The 12,752-nt window shown below is 39.1% G+C and carries 15 protein-coding genes; 9 read left to right on the forward strand and 6 right to left on the reverse strand.

From position 1 onward, the window contains the following. The first annotated feature begins 64 nt into the window (after positions 1-64). The 6 genes from LQ50_RS03170 (at position 65) to LQ50_RS03190 (ending at position 5,335) form a co-directional block, all read left to right on the forward strand. On the forward strand, positions 65-616 hold the full coding sequence (locus tag LQ50_RS03170) for a GNAT family N-acetyltransferase (protein WP_034626483.1): 552 nt from the start codon (positions 65-67) through the stop codon (positions 614-616). A 327-nt stretch (positions 617-943) separates the two neighbouring features. After that, complete coding sequence (locus LQ50_RS24825; RefSeq protein ID WP_084138611.1) at positions 944-1,063, forward strand: YfhE family protein; 120 nt, start codon at positions 944-946, stop codon at positions 1,061-1,063. Positions 1,064-1,398: 335 nt separating this feature from the next. Next, on the forward strand, positions 1,399-1,908 hold the full coding sequence (gene ectA, locus LQ50_RS03175; RefSeq protein ID WP_034626154.1) for a diaminobutyrate acetyltransferase: 510 nt from the start codon (positions 1,399-1,401) through the stop codon (positions 1,906-1,908). Positions 1,909-1,984: 76 nt separating this feature from the next. Next, entirely contained in the window at positions 1,985-3,268 is a 1,284-nt protein-coding gene (gene ectB, locus LQ50_RS03180) for a diaminobutyrate--2-oxoglutarate transaminase (protein ID WP_034626155.1), read from the forward strand. Between the two features lie 252 nt (positions 3,269-3,520). After that, the gene (locus tag LQ50_RS03185; RefSeq protein WP_034626156.1) at positions 3,521-3,913 is read left to right on the forward strand and encodes an ectoine synthase; all 393 of its coding nucleotides are present in this window, start codon (positions 3,521-3,523) and stop codon (positions 3,911-3,913) included. 141 nt (positions 3,914-4,054) lie between these two features. After that, positions 4,055-5,335: an ATP-binding protein gene (locus LQ50_RS03190; protein ID WP_052144558.1), complete on the forward strand. Its 1,281-nt coding sequence runs from the start codon at positions 4,055-4,057 to the stop codon at positions 5,333-5,335. Positions 5,336-5,382: 47 nt separating this feature from the next. Here the strand turns inward: LQ50_RS03190 and LQ50_RS03195 are convergent, their stop codons facing one another. Both LQ50_RS03195 and LQ50_RS03200 read right to left on the reverse strand, forming a co-directional pair. Then, positions 5,383-6,339 carry a 2-hydroxyacid dehydrogenase gene (locus tag LQ50_RS03195; protein ID WP_034626157.1) on the reverse strand — a complete coding sequence of 319 codons (957 nt, stop codon included), beginning with the start codon at positions 6,337-6,339 and terminating at the stop codon, positions 5,383-5,385. Positions 6,340-6,350: 11 nt separating this feature from the next. Continuing rightward, positions 6,351-6,647, reverse strand: a complete 297-nt coding sequence (locus tag LQ50_RS03200) for a hypothetical protein (RefSeq protein ID WP_034626159.1) — start codon at positions 6,645-6,647, stop codon at positions 6,351-6,353. 112 nt (positions 6,648-6,759) lie between these two features. Between LQ50_RS03200 and LQ50_RS03205 the strand changes: the two genes are divergently transcribed. Next, positions 6,760-7,518, forward strand: coding sequence for a (S)-benzoin forming benzil reductase (locus LQ50_RS03205; RefSeq protein WP_034626161.1), 759 nt, complete (start codon positions 6,760-6,762; stop codon positions 7,516-7,518). A gap of 121 nt (positions 7,519-7,639) precedes the next feature. On the opposite strand, the gene LQ50_RS03210 is transcribed toward LQ50_RS03205, so the two are convergent. After that, positions 7,640-8,542 (reverse strand): aldo/keto reductase, encoded by a 903-nt coding sequence (locus tag LQ50_RS03210; RefSeq protein ID WP_034626163.1) that lies wholly within the window; start codon positions 8,540-8,542, stop codon positions 7,640-7,642. A 104-nt stretch (positions 8,543-8,646) separates the two neighbouring features. On the opposite strand from LQ50_RS03210, the gene LQ50_RS03215 reads away from it, so the two are divergent. Then, the gene (locus LQ50_RS03215; RefSeq protein ID WP_034626165.1) at positions 8,647-8,907 is read left to right on the forward strand and encodes a hypothetical protein; all 261 of its coding nucleotides are present in this window, start codon (positions 8,647-8,649) and stop codon (positions 8,905-8,907) included. Between the two features lie 38 nt (positions 8,908-8,945). Here LQ50_RS03215 and LQ50_RS24220 read toward each other — a convergent pair whose 3' ends face one another. Both LQ50_RS24220 and rlmD read right to left on the reverse strand, forming a co-directional pair. Continuing rightward, complete coding sequence (locus LQ50_RS24220; RefSeq protein WP_052144559.1) at positions 8,946-9,860, reverse strand: alpha/beta hydrolase; 915 nt, start codon at positions 9,858-9,860, stop codon at positions 8,946-8,948. Continuing rightward, positions 9,857-11,251 carry a 23S rRNA (uracil(1939)-C(5))-methyltransferase RlmD gene (gene rlmD / locus LQ50_RS03225; protein ID WP_034626166.1) on the reverse strand — a complete coding sequence of 465 codons (1,395 nt, stop codon included), beginning with the start codon at positions 11,249-11,251 and terminating at the stop codon, positions 9,857-9,859. The genes LQ50_RS24220 and rlmD overlap by 4 nt, the downstream gene beginning before the upstream one ends. 132 nt (positions 11,252-11,383) lie before the next feature. Here rlmD and LQ50_RS03230 point away from each other — a divergent pair, with 132 nt between their 5' ends. Next, positions 11,384-11,746 (forward strand): hypothetical protein, encoded by a 363-nt coding sequence (locus LQ50_RS03230; protein ID WP_034626168.1) that lies wholly within the window; start codon positions 11,384-11,386, stop codon positions 11,744-11,746. A 58-nt stretch (positions 11,747-11,804) separates the two neighbouring features. Here LQ50_RS03230 and pdaA read toward each other — a convergent pair whose 3' ends face one another. Further along, positions 11,805-12,605, reverse strand: coding sequence for a delta-lactam-biosynthetic de-N-acetylase (gene pdaA / locus LQ50_RS03235; protein WP_034626170.1), 801 nt, complete (start codon positions 12,603-12,605; stop codon positions 11,805-11,807). Between the last annotated feature and the right edge of the window lie 147 nt (positions 12,606-12,752).

Raw genomic sequence — 12,752 nt, forward strand, 5'->3', positions numbered from 1 at the left:
AGGCAACATTATTAAATTCGAGGGTGGCACAAGTCTGCCCTCATCCAAAGGAGGGCTTTTTGTGATCTTAAAAAAACGAGACGTCGCTGATTGTCATGCTTTGTTCGAATTGTTAGTGGACCCGGCCGTGTTTCCATTTGTTCGTCAGAAGGCATATTCATATGATGAGTTTGTGTTCTTAACAAAACAGACAATTGAAGCAGAAGAACGCGGCGAGCTCATCTCCCGCACCATTGTCGATGAGTGGGGCGCACCAATTGGCACCATTAACTTATTTGACATTTCCAATCAAAGCGGATTCTTAGGAACGTGGATTGGCAAACCTTATTTTGGCAAAGGGTATAACCAAGTAGCGAAAGATGCATTCTTTGAAGAGCTCTTCTTTTCTTGTGATATCCAAACCGTATTTATGCGTATACGAAAAGAAAATGTAAGGTCCTATATGGCAGCAACTAAATTACCTTACTGCACACTAGCAAATGAATTTAGACGCGATGTGTACACGCAAATCAACGAAAAAGAAGACGTCTATAACCTTTTCCAGATTGAAAAAGACCAATATCACCTTCATCTAATGAGAACAATGCAGGATGAATTAGAAATAAAAGAAGCGTGAATGGAAAGGCCACTTTTTCAGTGCCTTCTTCGCGCTATTTCCCCTAGTTTCTTTTGATCGTTGAAATGTAGGGAATTTCTATCTTTCCTCTCAACAAGCGGACGGGATGGGGGGCCGACTCCTGCAGGAGGGAAGGGCAGGTTGAAATCCACCGGCGCAGCCGGTTAGTTCAACGTCCGCCTGCGGAAAGCGTGCCCCCCATCCCGGGAGCGAGATCAAAGCTCCTTTTCAAGTCCTAAGTAAACGAGCACTTTTTCAGTAGCTTTACGATTAACTTTCATGATTTTGACCATACTGATAGTAACCTTATAGAAAGTGGTGGTCAGGATGGAAAGTAGGAAACGTCGAGCTCAAGAAGAGCGAAGCACATTACGTAAAGCCCAAGAAGTTCGTTATGGATCAGAGTTTAGAGCTGCTGATCGCGCTGCAAATCGAAGCAAATCGTAATAAAATCATGACCCCCAAAGAGGAAAACAGCCTTTTTATTGAGGTGTTTTCCTCTTTTTTTTATTTTCTTTCAATTTGATTAACCCTCTTGCAATCCTTATAAAATAAGGATTTTTCACTCTTTTCATTCAGTCTGTCTATTTCAATTAGTTAGAAAACTTAACCATTTAGTAGCAATTTCAGCAATGAATGTTCCTACATACCTTAATCCCACCTTATCGTGTCTCACGCTAATTAATCCCATTTAAGCTAAGTTGCGTCCTTTCAAGACTCCCCGTATGATAAATGAGTAAACAAAATTTGGATACAAGGGGGATACCAATATTAAAAGTCAAATGGCTCCTGCTCCCATAAAAACAGGATCTGTTCAATTTCTGAAACCAACTGTGGAAGACGGAGCAGCGATGTGGGAATTAGTTAATGAGTCAACACTCGACCAAAACTCTGCTTATAAATACATTATGATGTGTGAATTTTTTGCAGAAACGTGTGTGGTCGCAAAAGAAGATGATCAAGTTGTTGGATTCGTCACTGCTTTTATTCCTCCAGAACGACAAGATGTTGTGTTTGTTTGGCAGATTGGTGTTCATTCTTCTCAAAGAGGAAAAGGATTGGCTTCAAAATTACTCCATGCATTGGTACAACGTGAAGGTTGTCATGAAGTAAATTATGTTGAAGCAACTGTTACACCGTCAAACGAAGCATCACAGGCGCTATTCCGCCGCTTAGCTCGTAGTTTTGAAACCACATGTGAAGTAAGTGAATGTTTTGGAGAAGATTTGTTCCCTGAAGATGGGCATGAAGAAGAACTTACTTTTCGTGTAGGCCCGATAAAAACTAAGTAACACCTTATAAGCTAGGTTTAATGAAACAATAAAAATACATTACCCAGTATAGGTATTATTAGGAGGAAAAAAGACGATGAGTCAAACAGATATGACGATTTTTGAAAAGCTTGAATCAGAGGTACGTAGTTACTGCCGTAGTTTCCCAACAGTCTTTACGAAGGCAAAAGGTTATAAGATGTGGGACGAAAAAGGAACGGAATACATTGATTTCTTTTCAGGTGCAGGTGCATTAAATTACGGTCATAATGATCCAACGATGAAGGCGAAGTTAGTCGATTATATCTTAAGTGATGGTATCACACATTCGCTTGATATGGCGACAGCTCCAAAAGCTGAATTTTTAACCACGTTCAATGACGTGATTTTAAAACCAAGGAATCTTGATTACAAAGTAATGTTCCCTGGCCCTACAGGTACAAACACGGTTGAAAGTGCACTAAAGTTAGCACGTAAAGTTACAGGACGTACGGATATTATTAGTTTCACTAATGGCTTCCATGGTATGACAATTGGTGCCCTTTCAGTTACAGGTAATGCTTTCAAACGTAAAGGTGCTGGAATTCCATTACAAAATGTCGTAACAATGCCTTATGATAGCTTTGTTAATGACAACCTCGACACTCTGGAGTATCTCGAGCGTTTCCTAGAGGATGGAGGTAGCGGAGTTGAAATCCCTGCTGCAATGATCCTCGAGACAGTCCAAGGTGAAGGCGGTATTAATGCTGCAAGCTTCGAGTGGTTACAACGCGTAGAACAAATTTGTAAGCGTTGGGGCATTCTGCTTATCGTCGATGATGTTCAAGCAGGTGTTGGTCGTACTGGAACATTCTTTAGTTTTGAAAAGGCTGGAATTAAACCAGACATCGTTTGTATGTCTAAATCAATCGGTGGATATGGTCTTCCACTAGCTATTACCTTAATTCGTCCTGAATTAGACATTTGGGCACCTGGTGAGCATAATGGAACATTCCGTGGAAACAACCATGCGTTTGTTACAGCCACTGCTGCTCTCTCTTATTGGAAGGATGAGAGCTTCCAAAAAGATATTGAAGAGAAATCCGTACGTATTTTCAATTTCTTAGAAAGAATAGTGGCTGACTACCCTGAATTAAAAGGAGAAGCAAAAGGCCGTGGTTATATGGTTGGAATCTCCTCAGAAGTTGAAGGATTATCGGGTCAAATTGCTGCTGAAGCATTTGATCGTGGCTTAATTATGGAAACATCTGGTCCAAACGATGAAGTATTTAAGCTCTTCCCACCACTAATTATCGATAACGAAGGCTTAGAAAAAGGATTCGAAATCATCGAAGACAGCGTAAAAGCAGTACTAGGATCCAAAGAACTAGTAACATCGTAACTCAGGTAAAAGACTCTTTTCGATTATTGATTATGCTAATCGGTGAGAACGAGAGTGGAATGGAGCGGAAGGCACTTGACTCCTGCGGGAAATAGAGGAAAGGGCAAGACCCCGCAGACGGCACGTCGAGGAGGCTTGGCTTACTCCCCGCGGAAAGCAAGTGCCTGCAGCGCAATGGAACGGACCCATTCAGAGAAAAATGATGATTAAAAAACAATAAAGTCGTTGAACTAACACTTGGAGGTAGCAATCATGAAAGTCGTAAAACTAAAAGACATTATAGGAACTGATCAAGAAGTAGACGGAGGAAACTGGGTTAGCCGCCGTCTTGTATTAAAAGATTCGGGTATGGGTTATTCTGTACACGATACAATTATTAAAGCTGGTACAGAAACTCATATTTGGTACCAAAATCACCTTGAATCTGTTTACTGCATTGAAGGCGAAGGTGAAGTAGAAACACTTGCTGATGGCAAAGTATGGCCAATCAAAAAAGATGAGATTTATGTGTTAGATAAGCATGATGAGCACCTTCTTCGTGCGAGTGAAAAGGGAGATATGCGTATGGTTTGCGTATTCAACCCACCCATTACAGGAAGAGAAGTACATGATGAAAATGGGGTTTATCCTGTAGATGAAGATTAATACCAACCCACAAAACCAGCTGATAACAGCTGGTTTTTTTCTGCTTAGAAGTCTCTTACGAATTCGCTAACGAAGCAGGAATTTGAACTAGTAAGAAAGAAGTAGATAAAGATAAAAAATTGTAGATAAAGAGGGACTCTTGTGAATGAAATATTATTTGATCTTCAAGTGTTTTTGTTAAACCTCTCTTTCGTATTTCTTCTATTCTTTATTTACCATAAATACGTCGAAGGTAAAATAAACAAGGCTTCAAATGAAATCGTAATTGGTGTTATCTCGGCAATTTCCATTATTTTATGTATGACGTTCCCTCTCTCCATCAGTCCAGGTTTTTATTTCGATTTTCGTCAAGTTCCTTTTATCATTGGAATGTTATATGGTGGTCGTAAAGTCGGAGTTTCATTATTAATCGTCTTACTAACCTATCGTTTCATCATGGATTTTGGACCAGGATTTCAATCATCTGTAATCATTTATGTCCTCATTTTTATTGGGCTTTGTTATCTGTTTCCTCGTTTTCAACAGGCAACAAAGTTTAAACATAAACTTACAATTGCAATCGTAGCGAATTCCCTCAGTGTGATCTTGTTATTAGTTGTCGTTTATTTCTTTAATGTCAACTTAACACTAAATGCCTGGATTTCCTTAACTCTGTTTTATTGCTTACAAGTGATCGTTATGTTCTTATTTATCCTTTTTATTGAACGAGCAAAAGCAGAAAGCTATATGTTAAGTGAGTTAAAAGAACTAGAGAAATTAAAAGTAGTAAGTGAAATTGCTGCAAGCATCTCTCACGAAGTTAGAAATCCCCTCACGGTAACAAAAGGATTTCTTCAACTTTTACAAGATAAAACGATAACCGATGATAAGAAAGATTTTTATATTCGCCTTTCCCTTAATGAGTTAGAGCGGGCTGAAGTCATTATCTCTGATTATTTAACATTTGCTAAACCATCTCTCGACAACGTCGAGCTCCTTGAATTAAATGAAGAATTAGAATATGTTCTTAAAATAGTGACTCCTTATGCCACGATGAGAAATATTACGATCACTCTGTCAAAGACAAAGCAAATGTTCGTAGCCGGGGAACGTCAAAAATTACACCAATGCCTTATAAATCTTGTAAAAAACGGGATTGAAGCCATGCCAGATAAGGGGCAAATAACGATGAGCTTGCACGAGTCAAATGAACAAGCTATTATCGCTATCCAAGACACGGGCATTGGCATGAGTGAAGATCAAATGAAACGTTTAGGAACACCCTATTACTCAACCAAAACAACCGGTACTGGGCTTGGTACCATGGTTGCATATAGCATTATAAAAGCCATGCGCGGGGAAATTGAAGTTGATAGTAAACAAGGCGTAGGGACCTGTTTTACAATCAAACTCCCTAAAGTCAATTGCGAAAATAAGCACTAAGCTAACGGAAGCATTTCACTGCTCCTGTATGCTTAGTGCTTTCTCATTTAACGGACCTCATGAACTAAAGGTTGTCCTTTCAGACCGTTAATCAAATTTTCAGAAGCCAGCCTTGCCATTGCTAATCTTGTTTCGATAGCTGCACTCCCAATGTGAGGTAATGCTGTAACGTTTCTTAATTTTAACAGTGGATGGTCTGAATGAATCGGCTCAGGATCAAACACATCTAATCCAGCCGCAAAAATCTCTCCAGATTCCAAAGCATGATACAAGGCATCCTCATCAACATTTGTCCCTCTTGACGTATTAATAAATACAGCTGACTTTTTCATTTTGGCAAACTCAGCTGTTCCCATCATTTTGTATGTATCGTTTGTCGAAGGAGCTAATAGAACAACATAATCGGCTGTTGTTAACAATTCATCTAACTCACAGTATGTGGCATTTAGCTCTTCCTCTACTTCTTTATTTCGGCTTCTATTATGATAAAGGATATCCATTGAGAATCCTTTTGCTCTTCTAGCCACACCCAAACCAATTCGGCCTAAACCAATAATTCCGATTCTTTTCTTATAAATTTCTTGTCCGGTTAAGAAAAAGGGCCCCCAACTATTCCATTCATTCTCTCTAATGACATCCATCCCTTCCACAATTCTCCGACCAGCAGCCATTAAAAGTGCGAACGTTAAATCAGCTGTTGCTTCCGTTAATACTCCTGGTGTATGTCCAATGACAATCCCTCTTATTTTAGCTTCCTCTACATCGATATTGTCATAGCCGACAGCCATTGTACTTATTACTTTTAATTTCGATGCCTTTTCTAAAAGTTCATAGTCCACTTGGTCAGCGACATTCGTAAATAAACCATCCGCATCTTTAATTTCCTCTAATAGCTGTTCCCTTGGCATCGGTTCATTCTCTTTCTCCCACATCACAACATCAAAATTTTCAACGAGTTCCTTGGTCACATCATCCGGTAGATAACGAGTTATCACTATTTTCATTTGAATCTCCTTTAATGAATGTATAATTGTTGGAATGATACATCGGCTTTCTTTACACCCAACGTCTCTAAAAATTCATAGACTTCATGAAAAGAGCTCACTGGATATTGGGTTTGACAAATATTTGAGGTCAGACTCATATTTTCTAGAAATTTTCTATTAGCGGCCATCCCTTCCGTTAGTTCAAGTATGATTTCTAATACTTCATTGTCTTTTTCAAACGTTACATGTCCATTGCTTTCATTAAAATATACAATTAACGGAATTTGTGTGTGGGGGTGGACAAAATGAGCTTTGTAAAGGTTCATGTTTCTCCTCCTTTTCTAAACTAGTACGTAATAATTATTACTTATCATTCGACAAATTCCAACGATAACCTTCTTCTTTTGATAAACTAAAGAAGATAAAGGAGGACTGATGATGAACTATATAATGATTACCGGAAGCTCTAAAGGGCTTGGTGCAGCGATCTCCACGCTCTTGCTGGATAAGCCTGACACAACCTTGCTCTGTATCGCTAGAACAAGGAACAAAGACTTAGAACAATTTGCAGAACAAAAGAACGTCCCTTACTTCTTCTATCCATTTGACTTAGACGACATAAAGAACATTCCTGCTGTAGTGAGTCAGCTTTTTACTAACGTTATGCTAGAAAAAGCAAATCATGTTCACCTCATTAATAATGCCGGGATGTTAGAACCCATCAAGCCTATGGATCGTACGAAACAAGAAGAAATCATTACAAACATTCAAGTGAATCTTCTTGCACCGATGCTCTTAACTACAGAGTTTCTTAAGAAAACAAAAAATTTCCGAGGAGAAAAGCGAATTATTAACATCTCATCTGGAGCAGGGCAACGTCCAATATATGGCTGGGGCTGTTACGGAACGTCGAAAGCTGGTCTTGATCTTTTTAGCCAAACAACGGCGCTTGAACAAGCCCACACAAAATTCCCGACTAAGATTTGCTCATTCGGTCCAGGTATTATGGACACAAGCATGCAGCAACAAATTCGAACGAGTCCTAAGCAAGATTTCATCGACGTAGAAGCCTTTCAAACGTATAAGGAAGAAGATAAATTGCTTCCACCTAGTCTAGTTGCCAAAGTGGTTGTGGATTTGTTACATAGGGATGACTTTCCAAACGGACAAGTAGTGAATGTTAGCCAATACTTCTAAGATACTCATAAGTTAGAGGGGGGGTATCTCAAAAGGTCTGATTTTAACCTTTTGAGACACCCCCTCTGTTGCATTTTAGGACAACCCTTATCTTATGCTTTATGATGTTTCCACCACGAAATTACGGGACATCATGCCCCATGGAACTATGGAGAACCTCAAACCATTGATCAAGAGTTAGTTGATAGTCCAAGGCTTTTACCGCTTTTGTAATGCGATCTTTCTGACTAGAGCCAACAATCGGCATGATTTGTGCTGGGTGAGCAAATAGCCAAGCATATGCTACTTCATCCATCGATTCTGCCCCTACTTCTTCTTGAATCTTGGTCAACGCCTTTTGAATTCTTAGACTCTTGTCATCTTCTCCCTTAAATAGAGCGCCACCTGCTAATGGGGACCACGCCATTGGGGCAATACGCTGTTCAAGACAGAAATTCAATGTGCCATCTTCCATATTTTCTAATTGATATGGAGATACCTCGATCTGATTTGTAATTAATTTATCTTCAACATACGATTGCAGCATCGTATATTGGTGATTTTTAAAGTTGGAAACACCAAAATGTCGTACTTTTCCTGCTGATTTTAATGTTGAAAAAGCAGAAGCTACTTCCTCAGGGTTCATCATTGGGTCAGGTCGATGGATTAATAAAACATCAATATAATCTGTTCTCAATTGACGAAGAGAGTTTTCCACCGATTCGATGATATGCGCTTTTGATGTATTATAATGATGCGACTTATGCTGCGGTCGGTTAGCTGACTTGAGAACGATGCCACACTTTGTAACAATTTCCATTTGCTCACGTAACGAAGGCTGCAGCGCTAATGCTTGACCAAATAATTCCTCGCACCTATAACTTCCGTAGATATCAGCATGATCAAAAGTGGTAATTCCCTGTTCTAAGCAAAATTTTAATAGTTCAAGTGTTTCTTCCTTTGATTGCTTCCAATCTGCTAAGCGCCATAATCCATGTACCACTCTAGAAAACGCTAAATCTTCTGTTAATTGTACTCGCTCCATTTAAATTCCTCCTCATTATTACGGTCTATCTTTCTAAAAGTAAGTCATGTTTTACCCCTTTTCAAAATAACCTTTATTAACTGCTTAAAAAAGGAGGTAGACACATGTCTAATGGTCCTATTCATCCCCCAAAAAGCCCCGGCTTAGCTGCTGTATTAAGTGCTCTTTGGTGTGGACTTGGTCAAATTTATAATGGCCAAATTGGTAAAGGCATTGCGTTTATGATTATTCAATTTATTAACGCACTTTTAATGTTCATTATTATTGGGTTTATCACCTATCCCATTATGTGGATTTGGGGAATGGTTGATGCTTACAGGCAAGCCGAACAAATGAATTTGCGATCCACCACAGTAGATGATTAACTCGTTTAAGAAGGTGACTTTCTCGCGCTTTCCTATGGTCACCTTCTTTTTTCACTAAGATATTTGAGCATAATGGTAAATATTTGATTTCTAATTACTGTTTCTTCATTAAAAAGCTGATGACTGCCCTGATCAATTCGAATCATTTGGCTATTAGGATACATGAATTTCACTTGCTTTTCTCCATAAGCAACATCAACAGTCCGATCTTCGCTTCCTTGAACCATTAAAAATGAAATGTCCTCCCGCTTCTCATATGACTCCTTTTTTAACCAATCCCCTAAAGCATGAAGCCAGCTTACAGGCAACATCTTTTCTTGCAAGGGATCCATTTTTGTAAAAGCAAGATATTCATTGTCACTAGAATTTTTCGAATACACCCTTTTAAGTTTCTTTAGAAATGGTTTCGTTAAGAACAACCCTAATGTTGACATTCTCCATAAATATGGGCGAAACAATGGTGCCACTAAGAACATCTTAGAAAAGCTTGCATTCCCATTTTTAACTAATTGAAGGGCAATGGCGGCACCCGTACTATGTGCAACCAACATGGGTAATGTTCCTTTTGAAAAGAAGAAGCCGAACAATTCGTTTGCGGTGTTAAAATAATCATGAAAGCTTTTCACCGACATACGCTCTCCGCTAGAAAGCCCATGCCCTGGCAAATCATAAGCAATGACCTCATAATGATTCTCTACTAGCTCTTTGATCGCCTTACTTAAAGAAGCAGCATGATCTAAATACCCATGAATCAATAAGACGGTCCCAATTGAATGATTTGGCTTGAATTGTTGAACGAAAAGATCATATCCCGCCAATGGGATGTAACCATAGTGATGGTCACTATTTTTTATGTTTAAATCATAGTAGCTTTTATATGTTTCTATGTGATGAGATTCCACTCCAAATGACAAACGCTCTGATTGAATCATTTCAAGTGTTCTTCTAATCATTTTTCTCTCACTAATTCCGTTACGCTTTCAACTTGCGCTGTCCATGGAAACATATCAACTGGTTGAATTGATTTCACTTTGTACCCTTTTTTACTTAATCGATCAACATCCTTTGCTAATGTTGACGGGTTACAGGATACATACACCATCCGTTTCGGCTTTACTTCTATAATTGTTTGAAGAAGTTTGTCATCACATCCTGTCCTTGGTGGATCAACAACCACCACATCTGGCTTCCAGCCATCCTTCTGCCAACGAGGAAGTAAGGTTTCTGCCTTTCCTACTTCATAACTAACATGATGAAAACCATGATTTTTCGCGTTCACTCTAGCATCCTTAATGGAAGCCTCGATCACATCCATGCCTCTCACTTCAGCCGCTTCGTTAGCCAACCATAGACCGATTGTTCCAACGCCACAGTATGCATCAACAACTTTTTCCTTCCCAGTTAAGGCAGCTGCTCGCTTTACAACGTTATACAGCTTCACTGTTTGGGTCGGATTCAACTGAAAAAAGGCACGTGCCGACAATGTGAAAGATAAATCTCCTAGCTTCTCTTCAATGACTTCCTCTCCGGCTAAATGAACGGTTTTCTCTCCAAAAATGATTGAGGTCTTCTGTCCATTTACATTTTGAATAATGGAAGTTACTTCCGGGAGACGCTTTTGAATCTCAGAGATAATGGCGTCTTTTCGAGGCAACTCTTCTTCCTTTGTTACTAAAACGACCTGAACTTGACCCGTTTCAAAGCCTACCCGTGTAACAATGGTGCGAATCACACCTTTATGCTTCCGCTCATTGTAAATGGGGACATTGAGATCGGATAAAATTTGTTTGACTACTTCCGTCACTTTATTTGTTGACTGATGTTGAACCTTACACTCGGTCAAATCAATTAATTTATGAGAATTCATTGCATATAGACCAGCAATAACCTCTTCCCCACGCTTAGCTACTTGAAGCTGGCTCTTATTGCGATAATCCCATGGATCTTCCATTCCAATCGTGTCGTGAATGACTAATTGATTCATATTCAACTTCGTATGCCGCTCAAAGGCTTGTCTAACCATATCTCGCTTCTCACGGAGTGTCGCATGATAGTTCATATGTTGCAATTGACAGCCTCCACACTGGTCATAAACAGGGCAAGGCGGATCAATTCGTTCTTTTGAGCGCTTACGAATTTTAACCACTTTTGCTTCTGCAAATCTTTGATTTACTTTTGTCACTTCTGCCACCACTTCTTCATTTGGAAGTGCACCTGGAACAAAGACCACTTGTTTTTTGAAATACCCTACTCCTTCTCCATTGATGCCAAGTCGCTTAATCGTCAGTGGTAACTTCTGGCCCTTTTTCATATCAATTGCCTTATGTATCGGTTTTTGGTTCATTTCCTCACTCCGTTCTATCTTAGCGTCCCCTATTATAGCATGTTCGCACATTTCTTCCTAAACTTACTAGACCGAAAATACGTGTACATCTGCTAGAATAGACACAGAGATTTAAATAGAGGAGAGATTATTTTGTCTATACCTACAGATGTAGCATCATTACAAATTATGGCCCACGTTTATAAACGTGAAAGTTTGCAGTCTATCTTTGATAAGACTGTGGAAAGTCTTGTGGAGCAAGTTCTTTACATTGATTGGGTCGGAATTTATATGTACGAGAACTTGGATCATAAATTGGTTGCAGCTTCTTCTTTTGAAGATGATATTAAATGGGAATGTAACGGTGAATTAAAGTTCCCTATTACCAATTCAATGGAAGAAGAAATTGGAATGATGGTTGTGCGGAGTCGTCAGCCCATTGCCTTTGATGTAACCGATGTTAGTACACTTGAAACTATTGCATCAGCAATTGGTCAGCAAAGCTTTGCTAACTAATGAATATAGATCAGTCACTCTACTTGTGTGACTGATCTCTTTTTGTTTTAAATCTCCCTTAAAGAAATGGCCACTCTGCTGTGTGCTTTTTGAACATGAGATCATCAAGGCTTTTAAATTCATAGCCTTGTTCTCTTGCATCGTCGATAACACGAGGCAATGCTTCGGCATTGTCACTTGAAACAGAATGGATTAGCATAATGGCACCAGGGTGGATTCGTTTCATAATTTGATTGTATGCGTAATCGCCACCCTTTTGATTATCCACTTCCCAATCTTTATAGGCCATCGACCAAAAGACATTCGTGTAGCCTAACTTTTCTGAAAGCACTAATGAGCGTTCACTAAATTGTCCTCTAGGCGGACGCAGATAGTGCATTTCTTTTACACCCGTCAATTCGGTAAAACGCTCTTTTACTTTGTTTAGTTCATTCGTTAATCGACCATCCCCAACTTCAGGTAAGCTTGGATGGTGCCATGAGTGGTTCCCAACAATATGTCCTTCATCCACCATTCGTTGGATCAGTTCAGGAGCATCATTTAAATAATGTCCCGTAACAAAAAAAGCAGCTGGGACTTCTTTGTCTTTTAAAACATCAAGAACTTTTTCTGTATACCCATTTTCATAGCCATTATCAAAGGTCAAGTAGAGCTCTTTTTTTGACGTGTCTCCAATAAAAAAACCATTCGTCTTTTCTAATAGCTCAAGATATAGGGGCTCCGTAGTAACAGGCTGATTATCTTTCTTAGGTTTATAATTCCAATTATGAACTGTATTGTTATAAGCAGAAGCGAAAGTCCCCCCGAATCCAAAAAACATCGCTATGAGCATGGTGATTACGGTAATTTTCTTAAGCATTCAGTATCATACTCCCTCATTTTTTTGTTAGTTTTATCACTGAAAGAGTGCTTTATGTATGATTTTGGATGACTAAGAAAATAAATCGATTTGTTTTCCAAAAACAGAAGAAGCCTGATCTAAAGGCACGAAAAAGAAAACGATTCT

Origin of the sequence: Halalkalibacter okhensis (assembly GCF_000787375.1) — a bacterium.
In the GTDB taxonomy this organism is placed as follows: domain Bacteria; phylum Bacillota; class Bacilli; order Bacillales; family Bacillaceae_D; genus Halalkalibacter; species Halalkalibacter okhensis.